At 64.8% G+C, this 24877-nt stretch carries 24 protein-coding genes and 3 tRNA genes; 9 read left to right on the plus strand and 18 right to left on the minus strand.

From position 1 onward, the window contains the following. The first annotated feature begins 112 nt into the window (after nt 1-112). Both V3B64_RS06795 and V3B64_RS06800 read left to right on the plus strand, forming a co-directional pair. Nucleotides 113-880, plus strand: coding sequence for a MipA/OmpV family protein (locus tag V3B64_RS06795; protein ID WP_329913840.1), 768 nt, complete (start codon nt 113-115; stop codon nt 878-880). A 30-nt stretch (nt 881-910) separates the two neighbouring features. Continuing rightward, nucleotides 911-1195, plus strand: a complete 285-nt coding sequence (locus V3B64_RS06800; RefSeq protein ID WP_032128898.1) for a hypothetical protein — start codon at nt 911-913, stop codon at nt 1193-1195. Nucleotides 1196-1239: 44 nt separating this feature from the next. On the opposite strand, the gene V3B64_RS06805 is transcribed toward V3B64_RS06800, so the two are convergent. Continuing rightward, complete coding sequence (locus tag V3B64_RS06805; protein WP_165929929.1) at nt 1240-1380, minus strand: hypothetical protein; 141 nt, start codon at nt 1378-1380, stop codon at nt 1240-1242. A 182-nt stretch (nt 1381-1562) separates the two neighbouring features. Here V3B64_RS06805 and V3B64_RS06810 point away from each other — a divergent pair, with 182 nt between their 5' ends. Further along, nucleotides 1563-1895: a hypothetical protein gene (locus V3B64_RS06810; RefSeq protein ID WP_125893534.1), complete on the plus strand. Its 333-nt coding sequence runs from the start codon at nt 1563-1565 to the stop codon at nt 1893-1895. A gap of 98 nt (nt 1896-1993) precedes the next feature. Here the strand turns inward: V3B64_RS06810 and V3B64_RS06815 are convergent. From V3B64_RS06815 to uvrB, 3 genes are all read right to left on the minus strand, one after another. Then, nucleotides 1994-2068 (minus strand) — tRNA-Val (locus V3B64_RS06815). 98 nt (nt 2069-2166) lie between these two features. Continuing rightward, nucleotides 2167-2241: transfer RNA gene (locus V3B64_RS06820), tRNA-Val, on the minus strand. Nucleotides 2242-2348: 107 nt separating this feature from the next. Further along, nucleotides 2349-4373 carry an excinuclease ABC subunit UvrB gene (gene uvrB, locus V3B64_RS06825; protein ID WP_329913841.1) on the minus strand — a complete coding sequence of 675 codons (2025 nt, stop codon included), beginning with the start codon at nt 4371-4373 and terminating at the stop codon, nt 2349-2351. 128 nt (nt 4374-4501) lie between these two features. Here uvrB and V3B64_RS06830 point away from each other — a divergent pair, with 128 nt between their 5' ends. Beyond that, the gene (locus tag V3B64_RS06830; protein ID WP_329913842.1) at nt 4502-5026 is read left to right on the plus strand and encodes a GspH/FimT family pseudopilin; all 525 of its coding nucleotides are present in this window, start codon (nt 4502-4504) and stop codon (nt 5024-5026) included. A gap of 60 nt (nt 5027-5086) precedes the next feature. Here V3B64_RS06830 and V3B64_RS06835 read toward each other — a convergent pair. The 11 genes from V3B64_RS06835 to grxD form a co-directional block, all read right to left on the minus strand. Then, nucleotides 5087-5163: transfer RNA gene (locus V3B64_RS06835), tRNA-Asn, on the minus strand. A gap of 68 nt (nt 5164-5231) precedes the next feature. Then, on the minus strand, nt 5232-5645 hold the full coding sequence (locus V3B64_RS06840) for a type IV pilin protein (RefSeq protein ID WP_197617153.1): 414 nt from the start codon (nt 5643-5645) through the stop codon (nt 5232-5234). A gap of 23 nt (nt 5646-5668) precedes the next feature. Further along, the gene (locus V3B64_RS06845) at nt 5669-10243 is read right to left on the minus strand and encodes a PilC/PilY family type IV pilus protein (RefSeq protein WP_329913843.1); all 4575 of its coding nucleotides are present in this window, start codon (nt 10241-10243) and stop codon (nt 5669-5671) included. After that, nucleotides 10240-10728, minus strand: a complete 489-nt coding sequence (locus V3B64_RS06850) for a PilX N-terminal domain-containing pilus assembly protein (RefSeq protein WP_197617149.1) — start codon at nt 10726-10728, stop codon at nt 10240-10242. Before V3B64_RS06850 ends, V3B64_RS06845 begins: the two co-directional genes overlap by 4 nt. Nucleotides 10729-10735: 7 nt before the next feature. After that, entirely contained in the window at nt 10736-11923 is a 1188-nt protein-coding gene (locus V3B64_RS06855) for a PilW family protein (protein ID WP_236494410.1), read from the minus strand. Then, nucleotides 11923-12390, minus strand: coding sequence for a type IV pilus modification protein PilV (gene pilV, locus V3B64_RS06860; protein WP_197617147.1), 468 nt, complete (start codon nt 12388-12390; stop codon nt 11923-11925). Before pilV ends, V3B64_RS06855 begins: the two co-directional genes overlap by 1 nt. Then, on the minus strand, nt 12387-12905 hold the full coding sequence (locus V3B64_RS06865; protein ID WP_197617145.1) for a Tfp pilus assembly protein FimT/FimU: 519 nt from the start codon (nt 12903-12905) through the stop codon (nt 12387-12389). The genes pilV and V3B64_RS06865 overlap by 4 nt, the downstream gene beginning before the upstream one ends. 161 nt (nt 12906-13066) lie before the next feature. Next, a complete protein-coding gene (gene ppnN, locus V3B64_RS06870; protein WP_010486098.1) occupies nt 13067-14455 on the minus strand; it encodes a nucleotide 5'-monophosphate nucleosidase PpnN in 1389 nt (462 codons plus the stop codon). A gap of 252 nt (nt 14456-14707) precedes the next feature. After that, entirely contained in the window at nt 14708-17956 is a 3249-nt protein-coding gene (locus V3B64_RS06875) for a TonB-dependent receptor (RefSeq protein ID WP_329913844.1), read from the minus strand. 232 nt (nt 17957-18188) lie between these two features. Beyond that, nucleotides 18189-18965, minus strand: a complete 777-nt coding sequence (locus V3B64_RS06880; RefSeq protein ID WP_049399918.1) for an SDR family NAD(P)-dependent oxidoreductase — start codon at nt 18963-18965, stop codon at nt 18189-18191. Beyond that, complete coding sequence (gene grxD / locus V3B64_RS06885; protein ID WP_005408852.1) at nt 18962-19282, minus strand: Grx4 family monothiol glutaredoxin; 321 nt, start codon at nt 19280-19282, stop codon at nt 18962-18964. The genes V3B64_RS06880 and grxD overlap by 4 nt, the downstream gene beginning before the upstream one ends. 120 nt (nt 19283-19402) lie before the next feature. Here grxD and V3B64_RS06890 point away from each other — a divergent pair, with 120 nt between their 5' ends. Continuing rightward, a complete protein-coding gene (locus tag V3B64_RS06890) occupies nt 19403-19981 on the plus strand; it encodes a superoxide dismutase (RefSeq protein ID WP_121503800.1) in 579 nt (192 codons plus the stop codon). Nucleotides 19982-20095: 114 nt separating this feature from the next. Here V3B64_RS06890 and V3B64_RS06895 read toward each other — a convergent pair whose 3' ends face one another. The 3 genes from V3B64_RS06895 to purE all read right to left on the minus strand — a co-directional run bounded on the left by V3B64_RS06895 (nt 20096) and on the right by purE (nt 22198). Beyond that, nucleotides 20096-20437, minus strand: coding sequence for a carboxymuconolactone decarboxylase family protein (locus tag V3B64_RS06895; protein WP_004152082.1), 342 nt, complete (start codon nt 20435-20437; stop codon nt 20096-20098). Between the two features lie 112 nt (nt 20438-20549). Then, on the minus strand, nt 20550-21698 hold the full coding sequence (locus tag V3B64_RS06900; RefSeq protein WP_121503801.1) for a 5-(carboxyamino)imidazole ribonucleotide synthase: 1149 nt from the start codon (nt 21696-21698) through the stop codon (nt 20550-20552). Then, the gene (purE, locus tag V3B64_RS06905) at nt 21695-22198 is read right to left on the minus strand and encodes a 5-(carboxyamino)imidazole ribonucleotide mutase (RefSeq protein ID WP_005412808.1); all 504 of its coding nucleotides are present in this window, start codon (nt 22196-22198) and stop codon (nt 21695-21697) included. Before purE ends, V3B64_RS06900 begins: the two co-directional genes overlap by 4 nt. Nucleotides 22199-22256: 58 nt before the next feature. Here purE and V3B64_RS06910 point away from each other — a divergent pair, with 58 nt between their 5' ends. The 4 genes from V3B64_RS06910 (at nt 22257) to V3B64_RS06925 (ending at nt 24869) form a co-directional block, all read left to right on the plus strand. Then, on the plus strand, nt 22257-22526 hold the full coding sequence (locus tag V3B64_RS06910; protein ID WP_032128883.1) for a Trm112 family protein: 270 nt from the start codon (nt 22257-22259) through the stop codon (nt 22524-22526). After that, nucleotides 22523-23374 carry a carboxylating nicotinate-nucleotide diphosphorylase gene (nadC, locus tag V3B64_RS06915; protein WP_049463565.1) on the plus strand — a complete coding sequence of 284 codons (852 nt, stop codon included), beginning with the start codon at nt 22523-22525 and terminating at the stop codon, nt 23372-23374. The genes V3B64_RS06910 and nadC overlap by 4 nt, the downstream gene beginning before the upstream one ends. Nucleotides 23375-23449: 75 nt before the next feature. Continuing rightward, nucleotides 23450-24451, plus strand: a complete 1002-nt coding sequence (locus tag V3B64_RS06920) for a DUF2272 domain-containing protein (protein WP_032128881.1) — start codon at nt 23450-23452, stop codon at nt 24449-24451. A 67-nt stretch (nt 24452-24518) separates the two neighbouring features. After that, entirely contained in the window at nt 24519-24869 is a 351-nt protein-coding gene (locus V3B64_RS06925) for a DUF3301 domain-containing protein (RefSeq protein ID WP_049423257.1), read from the plus strand. The last annotated feature ends 8 nt before the right edge of the window (nt 24870-24877 follow it).

Here is a 24877-nt window from a genome sequence, read left to right on the forward strand (position 1 = left end):
TAGTGCCTGGCGCCAGGTTTGGGCGTCTTCGTGTGCCAGTTGCGAAGGCGCAATGTTCTGACAATGTTGTGCCCGCACCATGCACAGCCATCCCCCGCAAAGTGGTTGATCGATGCCGTCGCTGTCCCCGACCCTGCTGCGCCCGTTGCTGTTCTCCGCTGCCATCGGCCTGCCGTTGATCACCCACGCCGCCGACCGGAACCCGGGCGTGCAGGCCGGTATCAGTGCCGGCGCGACCTCGGGGGCGTACGCCCACTACGACGTCAAGCCGCTGGTCGTACCGTCCATTGCCTGGCAGGGCGAGCGCTTCTTCGCCAGCCCGGGCTCGATGGGCATGTACCTGTACAAGCGCGAGGGCCTGCGCCTTTCGGCGGCAGTCACGCCCTACACGCTGCGCTTCAAGACCGACGACGTGAACGACCCGCAGCTGCGCCGCCTGCACAGCCGGCAGATGTCGGCCATGGCTGGCATCAACGGTGAGTACAGCGCCGACTGGGGCATCGTCGAGGCCAGCGTGATGCGCGAGGTCACCGGGCACGGAGGTGGCATGGAGTCGCGCCTGCACTACAGCTATCCGATCCAGGCCGGTCGCTTCACCTGGGTGCCCAAGGTCGGCGTGGTGCACTCCAGTGCGCGCCTGCTCGACTACTACTACGGCATCACCGACGAAGAAGCGCTGCGCTCGGGACTTGCCGCCTACAACCCGGGCAGCGCGACATCACCGAGCCTGCAGATCGCAGTCAGCACGCCCTTGGGCACGAAGTGGCGCGCGACCGGCGTCGTCGCCAACCAGTGGTTCGGCGATGCAGTAAAGGACAGCCCGATGGCCCGTCGCGGTACGCAGACGTCGGCCTTCGTTTCCCTGATGCGCTCGTTCTGATCGAGCGCCCGCAACGGACAAGGACCCCCCATGGCCTCCGTCTCCCCTGCTGCTGAAGCGCACGCGATCCTGCGTGCCCCCGACCTGGACAGCGCCGAGCGCGTCTACCTGGGGCTGCTGCCCGACCTGGAACACGTGAACGCGCTGACGCGCCGCGCACTGGGCCTTTCGCGTGCTGCCGATGCGGCACGCGGCTACGCGTTGTCGATGACGCTGGTGGGATTGCGCCTGCAGGAACTGGAGATGGGCGAAGCGACCGCAAAGGAACATCGCCAGGCCACGCTGCGCAGCCTGCGCCAGGCCTTCAGCGCCTGAGCGCAGGCCTGCGACGCCGCCGGTGCCGCAGGCAGCGGGAAGACTCAGCGGAACGTGGTCCACGCCAGCACTGCCGCCAGCAGGGCCACCCAGATCACCGCCTTGAAGGTACCCTCCAGCATGTTGCCGCCGAACAGCAGTTCGATGATGGGATTGGGCCGGGAAACCGGAACGTGATCACTCATGCGGCAGCTCCTTGCAGTGACGGCGCGATTGCGCGGTAGACCGGAGTCTACGCCTGCACGGCCCGGATTCATCGCCCCCCGGCCGTCTTTGGCGGTTCAATTCCGGCCTTCGTCGCAGGCCGGCTGCAGCACCCCACATGTCATGCCAGCCTGCGTGCACTTTCCCGCTGGAGCACCGTGCCATGCCGATGCTTGCCCTGATGCTGCTGCTCTCCAGCCTGTTCGGCGCTGGCAACGGGCCCACTGAAGAGGCCCTTCGCAGCCAGATCCTGCTTGCCGAAACCCAGCAGCCGGACGTCGTACGACAGGATTGCGGTTCGCCCTCCCTGCTGCTTTACCGGCTGCGCCAGGACCGGGTCCTGAGGCTGGCCAACCAGCCCCTGCAACACGAACCCGGCGTTGCCCAGCCCACGCGTGGTGCGACGGTTCGCGTCGCCCAGCTCTGGGAGCGCGTGGACGGTCACTGGAAGCTGCAGCGGATGATCAGCGTCGAAGACCTGGTCGTGCAACGCTGACCATGTGGAACCGTGATCGATGCCTGAAACGAGAAAAGCCGGCACAAGGCCGGCTTCCGTCGTGATCCACCGCTGCACCGGCAATGCCGGGAGCCAGGTGGTGGGCGGTACAGGGTTCGAACCTGTGACCCCTACCATGTCAAGGTAGTGCTCTACCGCTGAGCTAACCGCCCATCTTGTTCTTGCCGCCCGAAAGCTGGCCTTGCTACGTAAAAACCCGGCGCCAGGGCCGGGCTTTGCAGTTCACGACAGCCCCCTTCCAGGGACTTCGTGGTGGGCGGTACAGGGTTCGAACCTGTGACCCCTACCATGTCAAGGTAGTGCTCTACCGCTGAGCTAACCGCCCGATTTTGCTTCTGAACGTCCGCGATTGCGTCGGTGCAGGCCGCGTATATTACGGATGCCGGCCGTGAAGCGCAACACTTTTGTGAAGAAGATGCTGCACTGCCGCGTTCAGCCCAGACTCGCTTCCTTCAGCTGCCGGATCTGGTCACGCACGCGGGCGGCATCCTCGAATTCCAGGTTCTTGGCGTGCTGGTACATCTGCTGCTCCAGCGCCTTGAGACGGGACGCCAGCTGGGCCGGGCTGAGGGATCGATAGTCACTCCCCTCCTCGGCAACGCCGGGCCTGCCCTTGCCCTTGCCCTTCTTTGCTTCCTTCTCGGCCGCATCGGAGCGCGCGCCTTCCAGCACGTCGGTGATCGGACGCGCCACCGAGCGCGGCACGATGCCGTGCTGCTCGTTGTACTCGACCTGCTTGGCGCGACGGCGGTCGGTCTCGTCGATCGCCGCCTGCATCGAGCGGGTGATCTTGTCCGCATACAGGATCGCCTTGCCACGCACGTTGCGGGCGGCACGGCCGATGGTCTGGATCAGCGAGCCGGTCGAGCGCAGGAAGCCCTCCTTGTCGGCATCCAGGATCGCCACCAGAGACACCTCGGGCATGTCCAGGCCCTCGCGCAGCAGGTTGATGCCCACCAGCACATCGAACTTGCCCAGGCGCAGGTCGCGGATGATCTCCACGCGCTCGACCGTGTCCACGTCCGAGTGCAGGTAACGCACGCGGATGCCGTGCTCGGTCAGGTACTCGGTGAGATTCTCGGCCATGCGCTTGGTCAGCGTCGTGACCAGCACACGGTCACCGGCCTTGATGCGCGCGTTGGCCTCGCTCATCAGGTCGTCAACCTGGGTGCCGACCGGGCGGATCTCCACCACCGGGTCGATCAGCCCGGTGGGGCGTACGACCAGTTCGGTGATCTCGTCACCGGCCTCGCGGTACTCATAGGGGCCTGGCGTGGCCGACACATAGATGCTGCGGGGGCAGCGCTCTTCCCACTCCTCGAAGCGCAGCGGCCGGTTGTCCAGCGCCGAGGGCAGCCGGAACCCGAACTCGACCAGCGTCTCCTTGCGCGAACGGTCGCCCTTGAACATGGCACCGATCTGCGGAATGGTCACGTGCGATTCGTCGATCACCAGCAGCGCGTCGGCCGGCAGGTAGTCGAACAACGTCGGCGGCGGTTCGCCGACGTTCTTGCCGGTCAGGTGCCGGGAGTAGTTCTCGATGCCGTTGCAGTAGCCGACCTCGGCCATCATTTCCAGATCGAACTGGGTGCGCTGCGCCAGGCGCTGCGCCTCCACCAGCTTGTTCTGCGCGTACAGCTGCTCCAGGCGCTCCTTCAGCTCGACCTTGATCGTCTCGATCGCCGCCAGCACACGCTCGCGCGTGGTGGCGTAATGGGTCTTCGGGTAGACCGTGAAGCGCTGCATGTTGCGCAGCGTCTCGCCGGTGAGCGGATCGAACAACGTGATCTTCTCGACCTCGCCATCAAACAGCTCCAGGCGCAGCGCCTCGCTGTCCGACTCGGCCGGGAACACGTCGATGACTTCACCACGCACGCGGAAGGTACCGCGCTGCAGCTCGTACTCGTTGCGCGTGTACTGCAGCTGGGTGAGGTGGTTGATCAGGTCGCGCTGGTCGATGCGCTCGCCCTTGGACAGGATCAGGCGCAGCGACAGGTAGTCTTCCGGCGCGCCCAGGCCGTAGATCGCCGACACTGTCGCCACCACGATCGCGTCCGGGCGCGACAGCAGGGTCTTGGTCGCCGCCAGCCGCATCTGCTCGATGTGCTCGTTGATCGAACTGTCCTTCTCGATGAAGGTGTCCGACGATGGCACGTAGGCTTCCGGCTGGTAGTAGTCGTAGTAGCTGACGAAGTACTCCACCGCGTTGTGCGGGAAGAACGCCTTGAACTCACCATACAGCTGCGCCGCCAGCGTCTTGTTCGGCGCCATGATCAGCGTCGGCTTCTGCACGTTTTGGATGACGTTGGCGATGGTGTAGGTCTTGCCCGAGCCGGTCACGCCCAGCAGCGTCTGCTTGGCGATGCCCGCTTCGAAGTTGCTGGTCAGCTTCGCGATGGCATCAGGCTGGTCGCCCGCCGGCGAATACGGCGAGACGAGTTCAAAACGGTCGCTCATGGTGGTGCCAGTTCCCGGGAGTGGTGAGTATACGGGGCATGGAGTGACGGCCCGCTGAGGGGTTTCCGGGCAGGTGAGCGCGGCGGTGCCTGATGGTGAATGCCCCGGCGTACGTCGAGGCTGGAGGCATGTCCCATCGTCTTCGCCCTGCCCGGCTCCACCGCGGGCTCCATCTGATCGAGCTGCTGGTCGCCGTCATGGTGCTGTCGGTCCTGCTGGCGTTGGCCTGGGGCCCTTGGCAACGCACGCTGCGGCACTTCCAGGCGGAAGCGCTGCGCGCCGAACTGGTCGCCAGCCTGTCGATGGCGCGCAGCGCCGCCATCACCGAACGCCGCCGCGTGACGGTCTGCGGATCGTCGGACGGCATGATGTGTGACCAGGCATGGAGCCAGGGCTGGCGGGTGCAGGTCGAACCGGCCAACAGCGCGACCGCCGCCGCAAGGGAACTGCGCGTGCACGGGACACGCCAGCGTCTTGTCGACCTGCGCACCAGCGATCATCGGCCCGACGTGCGGTTCCGGCCCGACGGCCGCAATGCCGGTACCAACCAGTCCATCGTGTTGTGCGTGGATGGACAGGAGCACAGCCGCGTCATCATCAGCGTCCCCGGACGGGTCAGGAGCCAGCGCCCGCGCAGGTCCACCCCCTGCTGATACCTGCAATGCCATCGTGGAAACGAAAAAAGCCGCGATTTCTCGCGGCTTTTTCGAATCTGGCGCCCGAAGTTGGACTCGAACCAACGACCCCCTGATTAACAGTCAAGTGCTCTAACCGGCTGAGCTATTCGGGCGGGGTGCGCATTTTAGCCAGCGTTTGCAGGGGAGTGCAAGCCCTTTTTCCACGTGCGATGCCCAACCGTTACCAGCACTCCGCATTGGTCTTCTTGTCCGGCGTCTTGCGTCCGGCCTGATCCAGTGTCAGCGTGCCGCACACATCCTTGTCCTGGCCGGTTTCCGGCACCGCCTGCAGCGTGTAGGTGCTGGCCGTGGCCTTGCCGTTCAGGGACAGCGTGTAGCGCTTGTTGCCCTGTCGCGGTGACTGGTTGAACGGCAGCGAGAAACCGTCATAGCTGTTCTGCACCGTATGGTAGCGCTCGAGCAACTGTGCGATCTCGACCAGATCGGCCTTGGCCAGGGCCCGGTTCGTCTTCAGCACGTGCCGCTGATAGGACGGCAGGGCCACGGCCGCCAGGACGGCGATCACCGCCACGGTGATCATCAGCTCGATCAGGGTGAAACCAGCTGCAAAACGACGGGTTGAGGATGCGTGCATGGGCGATCTCATGTTCATGGTCATCAGCGGATCTGGCGCCAGGACTGGCGACCGCAGGCCCGCTGGCCGTATGCAGTATCCGCGCCCGGAGTGTTCAGCGCCACGATGCACCGGTCAATCGAACCATCGACCGAGCACTTCGGGTCGCTGGGATCGCAGCCCTTCAATGTCGTACTGTTGACGTTGGTGCCCAGTACGGGCGCCCCGGAAGCAACGTCACCACCACGGGTCAGCGCGCCGGCACCACAGTTCGCGCCGCACAGCGCATTGCCACCAACCTCATCGGTAAGGCCCCCCATCGCCGGCTGTCCTGTCAGCATGTTCAGTCGGTAGCGCCAGTTGACACCACCGCCCGTACCGCAGACCGCCTGCCCGGGCACGTAGGTTGTGAACATCACATTGCCGCCCTGCAGGGTCGGATAGCCGAAGAAGCGCTCACCTTCCACGCCTGTACCGACCACCAGGTCCACATACCAGCCTCGCTTGGACGCGTAGTCCACGGCGTAGCCGGAGATGTCACGGAAGCCGGTTCCGTTGGCACTGATGGTTTGTCCGACCAGCACGTCGCGGCCGCTGATCGCACTGGAAAGATCGTCCCATATGCCGTACAGCGTCTGCACCGGCGAATTGCGGGTGACCGCGTTGTCGTCGGCAGTGAAGTAGCGGCCGGTACCAAAGAACAGGCTGACGCCACCGCCCGGGCCGGCCGACACTTCGATCGATCCGGTGATCGGCTGCGCGACGGCGCTGCGAACAGCGGTGAACAATGGTGTTCCACTGAGCGAGACATTCCAAGCGGCGGGATCGCCACCGGTCAGATCGAAGCGCCAGATGTTGCCCTGCATGTCACCACCATACACCGTGTCGGCCAGTCCACTGCTGTTGTGCAATGCCACGGCGGTGACGTGATTGAGGCCGTTGGCAATCGCGTACTTGGTGCCGGTCGGATAAAGCCGCTTGAGCACCTGGCCGTTCTGGATGTCGACCACGTACAGCACTGGCCGACCGGTACTGGAATTGACTCCATTGCCGAACAGGGCGACAAATCGCGGCGGGCCGTCCGGATCAGTGCCAGCGACAGGCACCACGACTGGCTTGCCGAAGGCAAAACCCATGTCCGATTCGGTCTTGCCGGATATCTCCCATAACACCTTGCTGGTATCGAAGCTGGTGGGCGTGCCGATATCCAGACCGAACACCGAACCATTGCCGACCGAGGTCGCCGAAGGGCCGCGCGAGGCACCACCGCCGCCGGTCGAACCAACCAGCACGGTATGCCATGCATCACCGTAGTAGACGTCAGACGAAGTTAGCCCGCCATCCACATAGTAGCGATGCCCATACGTGGGGTTGGCCAGTTCAGCCATGTGCTGCAGCGATGCCGACGGAATGAAGGCGAACTGCTCACTGCCAGCTGCCGTACCCGTACTGGCGTTGAAGCCATGTAGCATTCCGTCATTGGCGCCGACATAGACCATCGAAGGCATGCCTCCTGAGGCCGTCTTCGCGGTCAGATACGCGCGATAACGCGTACCCAGGGTGGTCTTCCAGCCCACTCCACCCTGCGCCTGCCACGCGGTGTAGCCGTAATCGTCCTTATTGGAGACAATCTCGACACCTGAGTTGACGATGTCACCGAGCAGTACGCTGCGGGGACGGAAACCGCTGACCGGGGACCCACGCAGGTAGCTGACCAGGTCGGCCACTGTGTGCGAGCCGAACCAGTTGGGGATGGTGTTGAGCCCCAGGTTGCCCAGCTTCTCGGCGCGATCCCTCCCCGGCACGTTGTCAGCGGTGAAATCGGCTGCCGCAGCGGCCACCAACTGGTTGGATTTGTTCACGTAGGTCGGTGCGGTCGACATCACGATCGTCCGCCCGGAGGCGCTCATCTTGCTTGACGCGCGCCACAGCTCCGCGCCGATGCCACCCGTTGCGGTGACCTGACTTGCAATGAGGTCACCTGTCCAGTCATTGGAGCCCGATGGCACGGTGTAGTGCGCGGCGACAGTGAAGGATCCCGCGTTCACTCGCGCGCCGGTCGCGCTGCCGCCCACCGGCGCCTCGCCTGCAGCGGCACTGTCGAAGATTGATTCCAGTGCCGACTTGAGCTTGGCCGGATTACGCGCCAGGAAATAATTGTCCGGCACGCCAGGCACCTTGCTGTCCCACTTCTTGCCAGCAGGCACGCCGTACTTGGCGGCGTACCACAACGGGCTTTCCAACTGATTGGCCTGGCCACTCCCCAGGCGGTAACGCAAGACAATGGCGCCTGTCCATTCTGCCGGCGGAGCGGAACTGGTCGTCAGTACCGAACCGTTCTTATCGCCAGGCCGCAGCACCAGACGTTGCACGTTGTCGGCCGCATTCGAACCCACGATCGTGTAACCGGTCAGCATCGCGTTGCCGGCATAGGCGGAGAGATTCTCAATGCGGACCAGCACCTCATCGCTGCCCACCGTATTGCGTACGGCATTGTTGCTGCACTCTGCACTGCTGGAACGCCAGCAGATGTTGCGGAAGTTGGTGTTGTCGCCGTCGCTGCAGGTAGCGCCCACGCAGTAGCTGAGCATGGAGACCACGTCGTTGTCGTGGTCATTGCCCCACAACGAGTCCTCCCATACCAGCGAGAAACTGCCAGCCTTGCCGTCTGCACGGTAAGTACGTCCGTAGACGAAATTCGGCGAGACCGTCGACTGTTTGGTGCCGATGCCGACAGAACCGAGGAAGCAACTGCGCCAGCCATTGCTGGTGATTTTTGCCGAACCGGTGTTGTTGGCCTGGCACAGTGGGGCCAGGGTGATCTTGCCGTTGCCCACCGGAATCTCAAACTTGGGCAGGCTCTCAGCCATCGCCACGGTATAGGTGGTCGCCGTGAGCTTGTAGGTATCCGGCTTGTCCTGCACACGCGGACGCAGATCCGTCTCGGCAGCGGCCTTGGCCAGGCCGGCCATCAGGTAGCTGCCTTCTGTGGACGGGACATCCGGACAGATGCCGCGCACCAGCGACAGGCCCGTAACCTTGGCCGCACGGCAGATATCCTCGTGGGTATTGATCGAAGCATAGCGCTCGGTCAGGCCAACACGACCGGCCATGTAACTGCCGCCAGTGATGCCCTCAAGGTTGCCGATCGCATCCGTTGCCGACGTCGCAGTCGCCAGGCCATTAATCGACCCGATGTTGTCGCTATCGAACGACGGCAGGCCTGAGGACATCACCAGGATGTTACAGGTGGCGCAGTATGAATTGCCGCCATCGTTCGGGGAACGGTAAGGGTCCTTCCAGGCAACCGAATTGGGCAGACCGCTCAGGTCTCCGGACGCACTGTAGATGCCCTTGGTTTCACCCTTGATGTAGCGCACAGCTTCGGCATACATCTCAGCCAGAGGATTGCCCCACGCACTGCATTTCTTCGAAGCATTGCCCGGATCGGTCAGATTGCCTCTGTCACCGAAGCCCTGTCGGTTGAGGATGCTGTAGTCGTTACAGTCATTCCAGTTATTGCTCCAGTTCCACTGGTCGATACGGAAGTTGGAGATGGTGTTGATGATGCCTTCCGCACCACCGGACAAGCTGTTGCAGAACTGACCGTTGGACAGGTTGATTTCGTCGCCGGCCGCACAGAAGCCGGTGCCGTTACCTGCGATCTTTCCGATGTTCCGCCGCACTACGCCACCATCGCGCGGATTGACATAGGTGCCCGTGACCAGACCGAAGCGAAGACGGCCGCTTTCGCCATACGACTGCAGCAGGCCAGCCGGTTTCAGGTAGTCCCTGGTGCCATCGTTGTACTTGCGGCAGAACGCCTCCGGGAAAGCTCCGCTGCCACTGGCGCAGACCTCAACCCGGACATTGAAGTTGGTGGCAGAGCCAGGTGAATCGGCCTTGCCTTCATCGCTTCGGCCAGTGATGCACTGGCGGCTGGCGGTGGCCGCCCACTCGCCCCAGTTGCCCGACGCAGCGCGCATCAGCGGTGCACCACCGGATTCGATGGTAGCGTTGCAGAAGGACATGGTGGTCTTGTACGGGGTGAAACTGTTGATATCGCTACCGCTGTAAACCTTCACCCACGCGTGCAGATCATTGGGGATCTGCGCGCGCTCCAGCACGGTGCTGGCGGCGCTGTCGGTGATGCGATGACCGCCGTACAGCACGTAGCGCATCACGTCCAGGCGGCTCATCGTTGCCCAGTTCAGGAAATTGCCGGACCAGTTTCCACCGCAGCTGTGCTTCCAGGTGCCGCTGGCCTGTGCACTGGCCTTGAACTGGCCGCTGGCATAGGTGTAGCAGAGGTTGGAATCGAAGTAGCCGGAGTAATCGAACTTGTCCTGGTAAGTGGTGTCGAGGGTGCCATCCTCGTCCAGGTCGCTGTAATCGCTGTAAGCCTTGTTGAACAGCTGCTCGTCGCGCGACATCACCATCATCATCAGCGGCGGCTGGGTCTTCTTGCTATACAGCGGCTCCTGCGCGATGTCGTAGTCACCGAGCGCAGCAAACAGCGGGTAGACCAACGCACCCACGCCAGCCAGCACGGCAACAGCAGCGCCCGCGCGCAGCCAGGGAGTCGAGACGATGCGGGAGAAGCGGCGCGAAGTGTTCATGGAATGAAGATCGTGTCGATGACAGCGCTGGAAGAAGGATTGGCCGGATCATCACTGGCCAGGACGGTGATCTGGTAGATGTTCTCGGTCTCTTCGTTCTTGCGGCGCCCGAGCCCCAAAGGTCCGACCGGCACGCATTTATCCAGACGACGGGTGTTGATCGCCGTTGCCGCGGTCTTGCCATCGGCCCAGGTTGCCGGATCGAACACCGGGCTGCACTCCTCCTGGTTGGCCTCGAAGATCTTGCCGCTGTTGATGGCGGCCTGGATCGCCGCTTCCTGCACACGCACATCGGATTCGGCGTTCTGGAAGGCCTGATTGGAGCGCAGGTAGTTGGCCGCCATGCGCTCCTGCATGCTGGTGACCTGCATGCCTGCAATACCGATCAGCGCCAGCAGGATCAACATGATCAAGGCGACGTACAGCACGGCTCCGTGCTGGTGGCGGGACGATGCGAACGAAGGAATGCGTCGACGAGGATGCATGGTGGCCTCAGTTGCCAAAGAGGCGGTTGCGAAGGGCGATGGTGGTTTGATAGACGGCGCGCATGCGGCCGTCCGTGGGTGCGGTGTACGTCACACCCATCGACGTCAGAACGGCCTTCTGGTCAGCCTGAGGGGCCGCCGACGGGTCGGGACTCACCATCACCAGCCCCATCTGCACCGCCCCCACGCGACGCCAAGCGTTTGCGGCAGGATTGGCCGACGCCTCCACTGTTTCCGCGGTGCCTTGACGATCGATAAAACCGGTCGGATACACGCTGGTCAGTCCGCGATCCTGGCCATACAACAGCTGCATGTTCTCCACACCCTCGACCAGCGCCTCCGGCGCGCCAGCAACCAGTGCGCCGTTGGGGACCGCACTGAAGCGGACACGATACAACGAGGAGCGGGCGCTAGCCGCATCGTAGCCGACGTAGTAGAGCGCACTCTCGGCACGGTGCAGCATTGCCTGGCCAGCAGTGACCGGCCGGGTGAAGTTGCCGGTGTTGTTCGGCGCGGCTCCGAAGGTGATGGTGCCAGCAGCTTTGTCCACAGCGCGCGCCTGGAAGATGGTGGCGCTCGCACAGTCGGCTGCACCGTACAGGCCCGGATCAGAGAGGCCGCTCTGCAGTACGGCCAGCCGCGCCTTGTCGAAGCTGAAGACCGGCTGCCCGGTAGTGCCTGCGCTGGCGGTGACCGGCACGCCATCCGGCATCAGGTAGCGCAACGCAACGATGTCGCTGCCATTGACACGATTGGTCATCGCCGCCGCGAATTCAGCGGGGAGTGCCGGTTTGTAGTCTGTACCCCCGGTTGCTGGTGTGGCGGTCAAGGTCAGCGCGTCACCCGGCGCAGTCGCAGTAGCCTCGTAGCCTTGGATGGAGGTCTGGAAGTCCAGTGCCGGATGCGGTGCGGCGGCGAACGTGGTGAACAGAGAGGCGTTGTCGGGCGAGTTCCGCGCCTGATCGTTGACACAACCAAAATGTCCGGCCATGCGCAGCTCGCGTTGCAACATATCCATCGCGAAACGGCTGTTTTCCTGTACCCGCGCCAGCCCGTCGGACAACTGGTAGGCCGCACGTGACGCGGCAAACACCTGGACCACACCAAGCATGACGATCACGCCAATGGTCAGCGCGATCATCAGTTCGACCATGGACAAGCCGGCCATGTACCGGCCAGAAGACGGTGCGCGCATCAGAGGCCACTCCTGGCAGTGAACGTGGTGTCGCCAGCATCCGCATTCCAGCGCTCATCCCCCCAGCTCACACTGACCGAGTACTGGTTGCCGTTGCGCGCCACCTTGCCGGTAGCTCCCTCCCCGAGCGCTTTGCCGAGACGACAGCGCCAATCCAGGGTGAAGGCATCCCTGCTGATATCCTTGCCGGTAGGAGGAACGCAGTTCTTGGCCGCCGTCGTTGCTGTGTAGTCACCGACGTAAGCCGGAGCCATTGATCTGTTCACCCGCAGCTGATCCAGCATCTCGTAGGTCAGATTGGTCGCCTGGGTACGGTAGTTGGCACTCTGGACGAAGCGTACGTTCATGGTCTGCATCAGCGCGAAACCGAGCAGGCCAACGCCAAGCACGAGAATGGCGATCAGCACTTCGATCAGGCTGAAGCCCCCTTGCACGCCGCGCGGGGAACGGGATCGGGACGCACTCACTTGCAATCCTCCTTCAACAGCCGGACCTGTCCGGTCGGCGAAATGCGTAACGTTCGTTGCAGCGGTTGCTTGCCGCAGGTGTCCGGGCGCAGGGTCAGGTCCAGCGACGCATTGGCGCGGTTGCGGCCACGCGGGTCAAAACCCACGGACAGATCCGGCGTCCCGATCGTAGTCAGCCCAGGTCGGCCGGCGCTGTAGCGGAGCACGGTCTCCCCAGCGCTCAGCGCACCATCCCCATTGGTGTCCGCCCAGACCAGCCAGCCGTCAGCCCAGCTTTTGCCATCACATGTACTGCCCGCAGACGACGCACAGACACCCGCACCACGACGATTCTTTACCGCCTCGCTGCGAGCCAATGCCAGTGAAGCGATCAACTCGTTGCTCGCGGTAGCGATGCGATTGGATCGCAGGGTGCTCTGGAAACTGGGAAAGGCGATCGTGGCGAGCACGGCCAGGACCATGATCGTGACCATCAACTCAACCAGCGTAAAGCCGTTTTGCCGGCGCAAAGACATTGGACGCTCCCCAGCGTGTTGATGGCCACGATGGGCCATCGCCCTGCCACCGGCAAGCGGCGGCAGGATGAACGGTCAATCCAGGGCGACGGGCGTCAACGCCTTGACGGCCCGCCCTCCCCTGCCTGTCCCGGCGCGATCCCCATCGCGCCGGCGCAGGCTCAGGCCAGCACCTGGTAGCAGGGCTGGTATTCGCCGGAGATCTTCATCCGGCGCTGTTCGACGAAGGCGCGCAGCAGCGCGTCCAGGGCCTGCATCATGTCCGGGTCACCGTGGATCTGGAACGGCCCGAACTGCTCGATGCGGCGCATGCCGTCTTCCTTCACGTTGCCGGCAACGATGCCCGAGAACGCCCGGCGCAGGTCGGCCGCCAGCGCGTGCGGGGCACGTCCGTGGTGCAGGTCCAGCGCGGCCATTGCCTCGTGGGTCGGCACGAACGGCTGCTGGTACTCCCACGGAATCTCGATCGACCAGTTGAAGAAGAACGAGTCCTTCTGTGCCAGGCGGTGCTCACGCACGCGCTTGATGCCGTTGGCCATCTTCTTTGCCACCGCCACCGGGTCGCCGATGACGATCTCGTAGCGCTCGGCGGCTGCATCGCCCAGGGTCAGGCGGATGAAGCGATCGATCTGCTCGAAGTACGGCGCTGCCACCGTCGGGCCGGTCAGGATCAGCGGGAACGGCAGGTCCTTGTTTTCCTCGCGCAGCAGGATGCCGAGCAGGTACAGGATTTCCTCGGCGGTGCCGACGCCACCGGCGAACACGATGATGCCGTGGCCGATGCGGACGAAGGCCTCAAGGCGCTTCTCGATGTCCGGCATGATCACAAGGTGGTTGACGATCGGGTTCGGCGACTCGGCCGCGATGATGCCCGGCTCGGTCAGGCCGATGTAGCGCGTCACGGTGCGGCGCTGCTTGGCGTGGGCAATGGTGGCGCCCTTCATCGGGCCCTTCATCGCGCCTGGACCGCAGCCGGTGCAGATGTCCAGGCCGCGCAGGCCCAGCTCATAACCCACCTGCTTGGTGTACAGGTACTCGTCGCGCGAGATCGAATGGCCACCCCAGCACACGACCAGGTTCGGGTCGCCCGGGTTGAGGATGCGCGCATTGCGCAGCAGGCCGAACACCGCGTTTGTGATGCCCTCGGACGACTCCAGCTCGGCCGCGTAGGCCGGGCCCATCTCGATGGCCATGTAGGCCAGGTCACGCACCACGGCGAACAGCAGTTCGGCGACGCCGCGGATGATCTCGCCATCGACGAAGGCCATCGCCGGTGCATTGACCAGGTCGATGCGCACGCCGCGATCCTGCTGCGCCACCTGGATGTCGAAATCGGGATACAGATCGCGCGCCGCGCGCGGATCGTCAGAGGCGCTTCCGCTGGTCAGCACGGCCAGCGCGCAGCGGCGCAGCAGCTCGTGCATACCGCCGGCAGACGCATCGCGCAGGCGGGCCACCTCGGCCCGCGACAGCACATCCAGCCCACCGCGCGGGTAGATCCGCGCATCCTGCACCGGCAGTGCACGGGCTGATTTTTCGTTCGTGGTCATGTCCAATTTTTCGCTTCCTTCAAGGTTTCCGACTGTACTGCCGCCCCCTTAAAAAGCAAAACGGCCGGGAAGCCCGACCGTTGGATGTGTGCTTCCCGCGTTCGCCTTTCCGGGACCGCATCGGCGGCGTTGGCACCGCGCACATTTCCGGATGCTACGCCGATGCCAGATGACCTGCAAGGACTTTCGCATGAACGGAAAACGGCCGGGTTTCCCCGGCCGTTTTCACTTACTGCTTCAGGCTCTGATGGATCAGAACTTGTACTTCACGGTCAGCTGCATCGACCAGCGCGACACGGCGGTGTTGCCCTTGTCGTTGTTGTTTTCCTGGACCGAGGAATCATCCGCACCGGTGAACGAGTACACGTACTTGCCGGTGGCCGGATCGATACCTGCGAAGTTGCCCACGCGACGGGTGGCGTAGAAGCCGTAGTCGTCGATCAGGCCCCACTTCTTGTTGAGCAGGTTGCCGACATTCATGATGTCCAGCGCGATTTCACCCTTGTGGGTCTTCGCGAAGCCCGGGAACTCCTGGCTGATGCGGACATCGAAGCTGTTGACCCACTTGGCGCGGTGCTGGTTGGCCGGCACCGTGCTGCCACGGTAAGCATCGAGTTCCGGATTCTGCGCCAGCCAGTCGAAGAACTTCTGCTCCATGGTTGCACCACCCACGAAGATCACGTCGCCCGGGCCCTTCGGCACGTAGAACAGGTCGTTGCCGATTGCGCTGTCGCCGTTGGCATCGTTGTAGAACACGTAGCTGTACGGACGGCCCGAACGGCCTTCATAGAACAGACCGACGCGGGTGGCGTTGTCACCGAAGAAGTTGTGCTTCCACTCCAGGGTACCGGTGATACGGTCCTTGATCGCATAGCGCGAGTTGTACGCGATGTTCTCGTTGGCGTTCAGGATCTGGGTGTTGTTCCAGTTCGAGGTGTTCTGCGAGCTGGTCAGCGGGCTCACTTCCTTCGACTGGGTGTAGGTGTAACCCAGCGACCAGCCCCAGTTCTCGGTCAGCGGCTTGGCCAGCGAGAAGGTCGCCTGGCTGCCACGACCCTTGTCGGTATTGCGCAGGAGCAGCACGTCGCCGATGTTGTTCGGGCGGTAGTTGCGGTTCAGCACGCCATTGGTGCCGTTCTCCATGCCCAGGTTGTCGCCGCTGCGGCTGTCGATCTTGCTGTTGGCCTGGTTCAGACCCTTGTCGTTCCAGTAGATCTCACGACCATCCTGTGCCGACACGTAGGTCGGGCCATTGCCCTTGCCATTGGTCAGGTCCAGGCGCTCGAAGTACAGGCCATCCTTGACCTTGGTGAACAGCAGTTCGGCCGACGCCACGATGCCATACCACGGCAGTTCGTGATCGAAGGCCAGGTTGGCCTTCCATACCGACGGCAGGCGGGTGCCCGGGTTGATGATGTCGACGTTCTGGCGGGCGATGATCTTCGACGGATCCGGGATGAACGGATTGTCGGCATCGACGCTGAAGCCACCCGGATTGCCGCTGACGTTGTACTCAACGTAGTTCAGGCCGGTGTTCTGGTACGCACCTGCCAGCCACACGTTCGGGGCTGCACCGCCGAACAGGCCTACGCCACCGCGCAGCTGGGTCGGGCGATCGCTGTCGAAGGTGTAGTTGAAGCCAACACGCGGCTGGATCAGGCTCTTGTCCACCAGCTTGGTGTTGTTGTAGCCATACAGCGCCTGGATATCGGTGTTGTACTTGGTCTGGCTGGTGAAGTCCGGGATGTCCACGCGGACACCGAACATCAGGCTCAGGTTGTAGTTGATCGCCCAGGTATCCTGGATGAACAGACCGGTGTTCTTCAGGTGGAACTTGGCCGGAATGTCATCCAGGCTACCGCCCGGACGCGGAACGCGCAGCTGGTAACCGTTCGCGGTGCCCTTCAGGAACGAGGCCAGGTCACGGAAGTCATACGCGCCGTACAGGTTGCGGCCGTAGAAGTTCATCAGATCGTTGTCGGTGTAATCGAAACCGAACTTGATGGTGTGGTCACCGACGTACCAGGTGCCGGCACCGAAGGCGCTCAGTTCCTTCGACTCGACCAGGTTGGTGTGGGTGTTCTGCTCGGTACCCAGGTACAGCGAGTTGCTGCCGAAGCGGACGCGCATCTGCGGCAGGTGCGAAGCCGCAACGCGGTTGGACGAGTAGTCCTTGTGCGAAACCTTGAACTCGGTCGAGAAGTTCTCGGACCAGTCGCTGAACAGTTCACCCATCCAGGTTTCGTATTCGGTCGGCTGGGTGTACCAGAAGTCGCTCAGCGACAGCGCGCTGCTGCTGACCTGCGGGAAGCGGACGACGTCCTGCTTCATCTTGTTGTAGCGCAGGGCTGCACGATGGTTCTCGTTGATGTTCCAGTCCAGCTTGACCGCGTACTCTTCGATCTCGGTCTTGTTGTTCAGGGCGCTGACGCTACCCACCGGATGACCCAGTTCCGCCATGCGCTTCTGCACGGCCGAGATGTCGGCGTCGCTGATGCCACCCTTCGCCGGATCCTTGTTGTACGGGCTTTCGCTCAGGCTGACGCCGCCACCGCTACGCTCGTACTTTTCGTAGTTGGTGAAGAAGAACAGCTTGTCCTTGACGATCGGGCCGCCGAAGGTCATGCCGTAGGTCTTCTCGTCCTTGAAGCCGTTGAAGTCCGTACGATCACCTTCCAGACGCGAACGGACCATGTCCTTGTCGCGGTACGAACCGTACACGGTGCCGTGGAATTCATTGGTACCCGACTTGGTCACGGCGTTGATCACCGCACCCGTACCACCAGCAATGGTGGTGTCGTAGTTGGCCAGGTCGATGTTGATTTCCTGGATGGCGTCCATCGACACCGGCTGACGCTCGGTCGGCAGGTTGTTGGAGCCCAGGCCGAACGGATCGGAGGCGCTGATGCCGTCGATGCGGATGGCGTTGTAGCGGGTGTTCTGGCCACCGGCCGAGATCGCACCGTCAGCCTTGCTGACCTGCGAGATGCGCGGGTCCAGGCGGATATAGTCCTGGATGTTGCGGTTGGCCGACGGCAGCGCGTCCATCGTTTCGCGGGTCACGTTGGTGCCGGTACCCATCTTGGTGGCGCTGAACAGGTCCAGGCCGCCGGCGGTGGCGACAACGTTCACGGCGTCCAGGTTGGTGGCGGCCAGGTCGCCGCCGAGGCTGGCGTTGACCGTGTTGACCTGGTTCAGGTTCAGGAAGACACCTTCTTCGGTCTTGGTGCCCTCACCGGACTTGGTGATGGTGATGGTGTACGGGCCACCCACGCGCAGGCCGCGCGCGTTGTAACGACCCGACGCGTCGGTGGTGGCACGCGAAACGGTGCCCGACTCGGTGTGGGTGATAGTGACTTCAGCGCCAGCGACAGGCTGGCCTGCAGAGGACATCACCTGGCCGCCGACACCGGCAGAGGTGCTCTGGGCGAAGGCGGGAGCGGCGGCGAGCGCAGCCACGAGACCAAGGGTGAGCTTGGACATCCGGAGTGGGTGGGTCATTTTTCGGTAGCCTCGATGCGAGTTGGCGATGGCGGAAAAAAAGCGCATCCAAACAGCCCTGCGGGTGGCTGGTCGGACATTTATCTGGGGTTCCCTACCGCTTGGCTGAAGGAAGCCACAACGGTTAACACTAGATTAACACGCTACGCCATCAATGTGACGGTTGTGCGACAAACGGCACCGGATCGCAACGCAATCGTGACGGGTTCTTCACTCCGCCTTTCCCCGGCGCTCACTCGGCCGGGGACGCCCCGCTGGCATCGAGAATCCGGCCGCGCCAGGTGGCGCCAGCACCGGACAACAGGGTCACGGCCGCAGCTGCGGCGGCCTCCGGGCCTTGGGCGGCCGGGTCCTGGTCTACGGAATACGCCCGGGCCCGCAGGGCTGTGCGCAGTGGGCCGGGGTACAGGCCACTGACCCGTACCGGGCTGCGGCCGAGTTCGTCGTGCAGGCTGGCGATCAGGCCACGCAGGCCATGCTGGGCCACACCGTAACCGCCCCAGTAAGCCTGCCCGACCCGGTCAGGGGCATCGACCGCAAACACCAGCGCCGCATCTTCGCGCTGCCGCAGCAGTGGCAGGCAGGCCTGGGCCAGCCAGGCCGGCGCGGTCAAGGTAACGTGCACCGCGCGGGCGAAACTGGCCGGGTCGGCCAGCTCGAACGGGGTCAGGCCCGGGAAGTGGGCGGCACAGACCAGCAGGCCGTCCAGCCGCCCCAGCTCGCGCTGCAGGGCCTGGGCCAGCTCGGCATAGTCGTCGGGGCCTGCGCCTTCCAGGTCCAACGGGTACAGCAGGGGTTCCGGGCCGACAGCCTGCACCTGGGCGTAGACACGGTCCAGGCGCCGCGGCTTGCGGCCCAGCAGGACCACGGTGGCCCCAGCGGCTGCAGCAGCCACTGCCGCAGCACTGCCCAGCCCACCACCGGCACCGGCGACCAGTACCACGCGATCCTGCAACGGGCGGCCATCGAGCGCCCCGTCGGTCGGTGACGTCGATGGCCAGGCACTCATCCCTGGGTCGCCTCTTCGACGATGCGCTTGAGCTCGCCGGCTTCGAACAGCTCCAGCACGATGTCACAGCCGCCAATCAACTCACCGTTGATGAACAGCTGCGGGAAGGTCGGCAGGTTGGAAAAGCGCGGCAGGTTGGCGCGGATCTCGGGCTCTTCCAGCACGTTGACGGTGCGCAGGGTGACCGCGCCGGCCGCCATCAATGCCTGTACGGCGCGGCTGGAGAAGCCGCACATCGGGTATTGCGGGGTGCCCTTCATGAACAGCACGAGCGGGTAACGATCGACCTCGGCCTGGATTTGCTGCATTACCGCCACAACCACACTCCTTGCTTCGCCGGACAAACCGACCGTGATGGTCGGCTAGACTGCCCACGGTAGCCGCCATTGTAAGCGGATGGAACCGGCTGCCGCCGCCCCCTGGCCACGAACCTGTCCATGCCTGTCGAATTGCCTGCCCTGCCCTACCTCTCCGGCTCCCTGCAGCCGCACCTATCCGCACAGACCGTGGAACTGCATCACGGCCGCCACCATCGCGCCTATGTGGATGCGGTCAATGCCGGCATCCTCGGCACCGAGTGGGAGGAAGCGTCGCTGGAGGAGATCGTCCGCCATGCCCAGGGCATGCTGTTCGATGCCGCCGCCCAGGCCTGGAACCATGGCTTCTACTGGCAGTGCCTGCGCCCGCGCGGCGGCGGTGAGCCGCAGGGGCGGCTGGGCGAACTGGTCAAGCGCCAGTTCGGCGACGTGCAGCGCCTGCGCGAGGAATTCAACCGCACCGCACTGGGCCTGTTCGGCTCGGGCTGGGTGTGGCTGGTGCAGCATCCGGGCGGGCAGCTGGGCCTGCAGGCCACCCGAAACGCCGGCACGCCATTGACCGGCGAAAGCACCCCACTGCTGTGCTGCGACGTCTGGGAGCACGCCTACTACACGGACTACCAGAATGATCGCGCGCGCTACCTGGACGCGTTCTGGCAGATGGTCAACTGGGAATTCGCCGAAAGCCAGCTGCGCTGAGGCAGCGGCTCCGCCACGGGGTAGTGCCGGCCGCTGGCCGGCATCCCCATACGCGCACGACCATACCCGATCCGCCCGCCAGCGGCCGGCACTACCGGGAAACAGTACGGAGCTTCACGCGCTCTCGTGCGCGGCCACCGCGTCCATCACCCGTGCCGAGTACACCAGCGCCGCGCCGGCATTGAGCGACACTGCCACGCCCAGCGCCTCGGCGATTTCCTCGCGGCTGGCGCCGTGCTTCAGCGCTGCATCCACATGCACGGTGATGCAGCCGTCGCAGCGGGTGGTCACTGCCACGGCCAGCGCGATCAGCTCGCGGGTCTTGGCATCCAGGTGGTTGGTCTGCGCGCCGGCATTGGCCAGGGTGGCATAGCCCTTGACCGTATCCGGCGAGAGCTTGCCGATCTCGCCGATGCGGCCCTTCAGTTCCTTGCGGTAGGCATTCCAGTCGAGCATGGTCGTGACTCCTGTGAAAGGAGCTCCACGCTATCACCGGGAATGTTGCGCCGATGCCTGCACCGGCGCGCCACATCGTTGCATTGCCGGCCAGCGGCCGGCGCTACCGGGTTCAGCGGTTGCGCAGCGCGTGTACCGCCGGCGACACCTGGGCCTGACGACCCAGCTCCAGACCCACCTGGTCCAGTGCATCGGCCAGTGCATCAGCAGCATCATCGCGCAGCGTGGCATGACCGACCTTGCGGCCCTCACGCGGCTCCTTGCCGTAGTCGTGCCAGTGGCCGCTGGCCTGGGCCAGCACCGGCGCCGGGTCCGGCATCGCGCCCAGCCAGTTCAGCATGCAGGCATGGCCGAGCATGCGGGTGCTGCCCAGCGGCAGGCCCAGCACAGCGCGCAGGTGATTCTCGAACTGCGAGGTCTCGCTGCCTTCGATGGTCCAGTGGCCGGAGTTGTGCACGCGCGGCGCCATCTCGTTGGCCAACAGCTCGCCATCGCGGCAGAACAGCTCCAGCGCGAACACGCCGACATACTGCAGGTGCTCGGCGACGCGACGGGCATAGCCGATCGCGGCCTCGTGCTCGGCGGCCGACAACACGGCCGGCGCCACGCTGGCCGACAGCACGCCGTCGACGTGCCAGTTGCCGGTGACCGGCCAGGCCTCGAAGCTGCCATCGCGGCCACGCACGGCAACCACGCTGACCTCCCGCTGGAAGGCCACGAAGCCTTCCAGGATCAGACCGGCACGCTCGACCTGCGCACCCAGCGCATCCCACGCAGCATCGATGTCGGCCTCGCTGCGCAGGCGGAACTGACCCTTGCCGTCGTAACCGAGGCGGCGGGTCTTGAGGATGCACGGCAGACCGAACTCGGCAGCCTTCGCGGCCAACTCGTCACGGCTGCGGATGTCAGCGAAGGCCGGCAGCGGAATGCCCAGCTGCTGGAACAAGGTCTTCTCGCTCAACCGGTCCTGGGCCACGGCCAGTGCGGCCGGCGGCGGGTAGACCGGCACGCGGTCGGCCAGGAACTGCGCGCTGTCGGCCGGCACGTTCTCGAAATCGAACGTGACCACGTCGACCTTGGCCGCGAAATCCGCCAGCGCCTGGCGGTCATCGAAGGCACCGACGGTGAGCGGCGCCAGCGGGCCGCTGCAGGCGTCGGCTGCGGGGTCGTACAGTTCGAAGCGCAATCCCAGCGGCGCACCGGCCAGTACCATCATGCGGGCGAGCTGGCCGCCACCCAGGATGCCTACGGTCAGGCTCATTGGCGCGGATCGTCGTGGGCCATCACGTCTTCGGTCTGGCGTGCGCGGAACGCGTCGAGCGCCTGGCCGATCGCCGGCTGGTCACTGGCCAGCATTGCGGCGGCGAACAGCGCGGCGTTGGAGGCGCCGGCATTGCCGATGGCGAAGGTGGCGACCGGGATGCCGGCTGGCATCTGCACGATCGACAGCAGCGAATCCATGCCGTTGAGGGCCTTGGACTGCACCGGCACGCCCAGCACCGGCACGGCGGTCTTGGCGGCGATCATGCCCGGCAGGTGCGCGGCCCCGCCGGCACCGGCGATGATCGCGCGCAGGCCACGCGGGCCCGCCTGCTCAGCGTAACTGAACAACACATCCGGCGTCCGATGCGCGGACACTACCTTCACTTCGAACGGAACACCCAGGGCTTCAAGCTTCTGGGCGGCGTGCTGCATGGTTTCCCAGTCGGAACGGGAACCCATGACGATGCCGACAAGCGGCGCGATCGGGTTGGGGGTCATTGGCCGTCACCTGCCTTAAAGACGTATTCTAGCCATCTTCCACGCAAGACGAAGAACCATGGATCGCAAGCTGCTCGACCTGCTGGTGTCACCGGACACCCGCCAGCCCCTGTCCCTGCTGGATGGCAAGGGCCTGGAAGCCCTCAACAAGGCCATTTCCACCGGCGCGGTGAACAAGGCCGATGGCAACCCGCTGGCGCAGCCGCTGCGCGAAGCGCTGGTCACCCGCGACCGCAAGCAGGTGTTCCGCGTTGACGACGGCATCCCGGTGCTGCTGGCCGAGGAAGCCATCCCGACCGCCCAGATCGCCGACTTCCCGGCCGCATGAGCGCGCTGCCGACGCCGGATGCGGCCGTTGTCGCCGCCGATGTCGCGCGTGCGCTGGCCGAGGACCTGGGCAGCGGCGACGTCACCGCCGCCCTGCTGCCCGACCAGGCCGACAGCGCCTACCTGCTGTGCAAGCAGGACGGGGTGATCGCCGGCCGCCCCTGGTTCGACGCCACCCACCGCGCGCTCGATCCGGACGTGCGCATCGAATGGCATGTCTCCGAGGGCGACACGGTCACCGCCGGCACCGTACTGGCGCTGCTGCACGGACGCAGCCGCAGCCTGGTGAGCGCCGAGCGCACTTCGCTGAACTTCCTGCAGACGCTGTCCGGCACCGCCACGACCACCGCGCGCTACGTGGCGGCCGTGGCCGGCACCGGCACGCGCATCCTCGACACCCGCAAGACCCTGCCCGGCCTGCGCCTGGCACAGAAGTACGCGGTGCGCTGCGGCGGTGGAGAGAACCATCGTTTCGGCCTGTACGACACGGTGATGCTGAAGGAAAACCACATCCGCGCTGCCGGTTCACTGGCCGCAGCCGTGGCTGCCGCACGCCGGCAATGGCCTGGGTTGCCGCTGGTGGTCGAGGTCGAGGATCTTGCGCAGCTGCGCCAGGCGCTGGAAGCTGGTTGCGAACGCATCCTGCTGGATGACTTCAGCCCCGACCTGCGCCGCGAGGCGGTGCGCATCACGGCGGGCCGCATTCCGCTGGAAGTGTCCGGCAGCGTGGGCCTGGGTGGCCTGCGTTCGATCGCCGAGGACGGCGTGGACTGCATCTCCATTGGCGGCCTGACAAAGCACGTGCAGGCGATTGATCTGTCGCTGAAGCTGGGCCCGCCGCCGGGCTGAGGCCTGACCCGGTTCTCACACCCGGCGTTCACGACAGCGCTGCGACGCTGCGGTCATCCCCCACAGGAGCCGCGCATGCGCCGGATGCTCTTGCCTGCCTGCCTGCTGCTGGCCGCAGCCCCCTTGTCCGCAGCGGCCGCCGAAGCCTGCGATGTGCCGCCCCGCTTCGGCCTGAGCCCGTTGGCGGTGGCCATCCGCAATACCGCCTGCAATGAACACCGGCTGTGGTTCCGGCCCTTCATTGATCGCGATGGCCGCGCCGCCAGCCTCAGTGTCACCGAGGCCGAAAGCGATCACTTGGCCGACAACGGCCTGATCGCTTGGCAGCGCGTGGCCGGCTACTGGCGCAACAGCGGCACGCTCAACGCAATGGGCAGCATCGCCGGCGCCAGCAGCTGCCTGGCACCGCTGGGCACGCGCTACACCGACAGCGACTGCCGCGCCTTCCTGGTCGACAACCCGTGGTCGGCCGCGTTCATTTCCTGGGTGATGGTGCAGTCCGGCGTTCCCGGCTTCAACACCTCGCCACGCCACATCGACTACATCCGTGCCGCGTACCAGGGCGGCCCCTCGGGCGTGCCGTACCGGTTGGTCGATCCCGCGACCGCAAAGCCCGCACCGGGCGACCTGCTGTGCTTCCTGCGCGACCGCAGCACCACGCTCAGCTACAGCGGGCTGGTGCAGGCACTGGGCAATGGCTCGGTGGGCCACTGGAAATCACATTGCGAAGTGGTGGTAGCGGCCAATCTTGGCGGCGACCAGACCCTGTACCTGGTCGGCGGCAACGTGATGAACACCGTGGCGATGCGGCTGCTGCCGCTGGACCGCACCGGGCTGATCAAGCTGCCGCCCGCGCGCGAACGCAACAGCACCGGCATCGACCCCAGCTGCACGCCGGGCCGCGAGGACGAATGCAGCTTCAACCGCCAGGACTGGGCAGCACTGCTGCAGTTGACCGCCACATCACCGCTGGTGATGCCCTCGCCCACTGCGACGCCGATGCAGCCCGCCCCGACACCGCAACCGGTCATCGTGCCCGCGCAACCGGTATCCAGCGAACCGCAGCCGCGGCGGTGAATCCAGCGCTTGATCCAGCGCCCGTTCGCCGCCATCTTTGCGGAATCGACCTCTGACGGCTGACGCCATGCCCACCCTGCTGCTGTTGCTGATTGCCGGCGGAATCATCTACTTCTTCTGGAACGCTGCGCGTTCGGCCGCCGAGCGCGCGGTCGAGCTGGGTCGCAATGCCTGCCGCGCAGCCGACGTGCAATGGCTGGACCAGGCGGTGCATGCCACCGGCCTGCGCCTGTCGCGCGGCGAGGATGGCCGGCTCGGTTTCGAGCGCACGTTCAAGTTCGAGTATTCCTACGATGGCATCGATCGCCACGTGGGCCGCATGGTGCTGCGCGGCGACCAGTTGATCTCGTTCACTGGCCCGGGCGCGGCGCGGATCAGCCAGATCCGGCCGGATGCGGAGGATGCCGAGGATGTCTAAGGGCTTTG

Source organism: Stenotrophomonas sp. SMYL86 (assembly GCF_036320025.1).
GTDB classification, from domain to species: Bacteria; Pseudomonadota; Gammaproteobacteria; order Xanthomonadales; family Xanthomonadaceae; genus Stenotrophomonas; species Stenotrophomonas maltophilia_A.

Excerpts from the sequence above, each read along its gene's own strand:
- V3B64_RS06810 (WP_125893534.1), top strand. The coding sequence starts at position 1,563 with ATGCCGATGCTTGCCCTGATGCTGCTGCTCTCCAGCCTGTTCGGCGCT.
- V3B64_RS06850 (WP_197617149.1), bottom strand. The coding sequence starts at position 10,728 with ATGCATCCTCGTCGACGCATTCCTTCGTTCGCATCGTCCCGCCACCAG.
- V3B64_RS06895 (WP_004152082.1), bottom strand. The coding sequence starts at position 20,437 with ATGCTCGACTGGAATGCCTACCGCAAGGAACTGAAGGGCCGCATCGGC.
- V3B64_RS06910 (WP_032128883.1), top strand. The coding sequence starts at position 22,257 with ATGGATCGCAAGCTGCTCGACCTGCTGGTGTCACCGGACACCCGCCAG.
- V3B64_RS06800 (WP_032128898.1), top strand. The coding sequence starts at position 911 with ATGGCCTCCGTCTCCCCTGCTGCTGAAGCGCACGCGATCCTGCGTGCC.
- V3B64_RS06875 (WP_329913844.1), bottom strand. The coding sequence starts at position 17,956 with ATGACCCACCCACTCCGGATGTCCAAGCTCACCCTTGGTCTCGTGGCT.
- uvrB (WP_329913841.1), bottom strand. The coding sequence starts at position 4,373 with ATGAGCGACCGTTTTGAACTCGTCTCGCCGTATTCGCCGGCGGGCGAC.
- V3B64_RS06900 (WP_121503801.1), bottom strand. The coding sequence starts at position 21,698 with ATGAGCCTGACCGTAGGCATCCTGGGTGGCGGCCAGCTCGCCCGCATG.
- V3B64_RS06840 (WP_197617153.1), bottom strand. The coding sequence starts at position 5,645 with ATGCACGCATCCTCAACCCGTCGTTTTGCAGCTGGTTTCACCCTGATC.
- ppnN (WP_010486098.1), bottom strand. The coding sequence starts at position 14,455 with ATGACCACGAACGAAAAATCAGCCCGTGCACTGCCGGTGCAGGATGCG.
- V3B64_RS06925 (WP_049423257.1), top strand. The coding sequence starts at position 24,519 with ATGCCCACCCTGCTGCTGTTGCTGATTGCCGGCGGAATCATCTACTTC.
- V3B64_RS06890 (WP_121503800.1), top strand. The coding sequence starts at position 19,403 with ATGCCTGTCGAATTGCCTGCCCTGCCCTACCTCTCCGGCTCCCTGCAG.
- V3B64_RS06805 (WP_165929929.1), bottom strand. The coding sequence starts at position 1,380 with ATGAGTGATCACGTTCCGGTTTCCCGGCCCAATCCCATCATCGAACTG.
- V3B64_RS06845 (WP_329913843.1), bottom strand. The coding sequence starts at position 10,243 with ATGAACACTTCGCGCCGCTTCTCCCGCATCGTCTCGACTCCCTGGCTG.
- V3B64_RS06865 (WP_197617145.1), bottom strand. The coding sequence starts at position 12,905 with ATGTCTTTGCGCCGGCAAAACGGCTTTACGCTGGTTGAGTTGATGGTC.
- V3B64_RS06795 (WP_329913840.1), top strand. The coding sequence starts at position 113 with ATGCCGTCGCTGTCCCCGACCCTGCTGCGCCCGTTGCTGTTCTCCGCT.
- V3B64_RS06855 (WP_236494410.1), bottom strand. The coding sequence starts at position 11,923 with ATGCGCGCACCGTCTTCTGGCCGGTACATGGCCGGCTTGTCCATGGTC.
- V3B64_RS06920 (WP_032128881.1), top strand. The coding sequence starts at position 23,450 with ATGCGCCGGATGCTCTTGCCTGCCTGCCTGCTGCTGGCCGCAGCCCCC.
- nadC (WP_049463565.1), top strand. The coding sequence starts at position 22,523 with ATGAGCGCGCTGCCGACGCCGGATGCGGCCGTTGTCGCCGCCGATGTC.
- V3B64_RS06830 (WP_329913842.1), top strand. The coding sequence starts at position 4,502 with ATGTCCCATCGTCTTCGCCCTGCCCGGCTCCACCGCGGGCTCCATCTG.
- purE (WP_005412808.1), bottom strand. The coding sequence starts at position 22,198 with ATGACCCCCAACCCGATCGCGCCGCTTGTCGGCATCGTCATGGGTTCC.
- V3B64_RS06880 (WP_049399918.1), bottom strand. The coding sequence starts at position 18,965 with ATGAGTGCCTGGCCATCGACGTCACCGACCGACGGGGCGCTCGATGGC.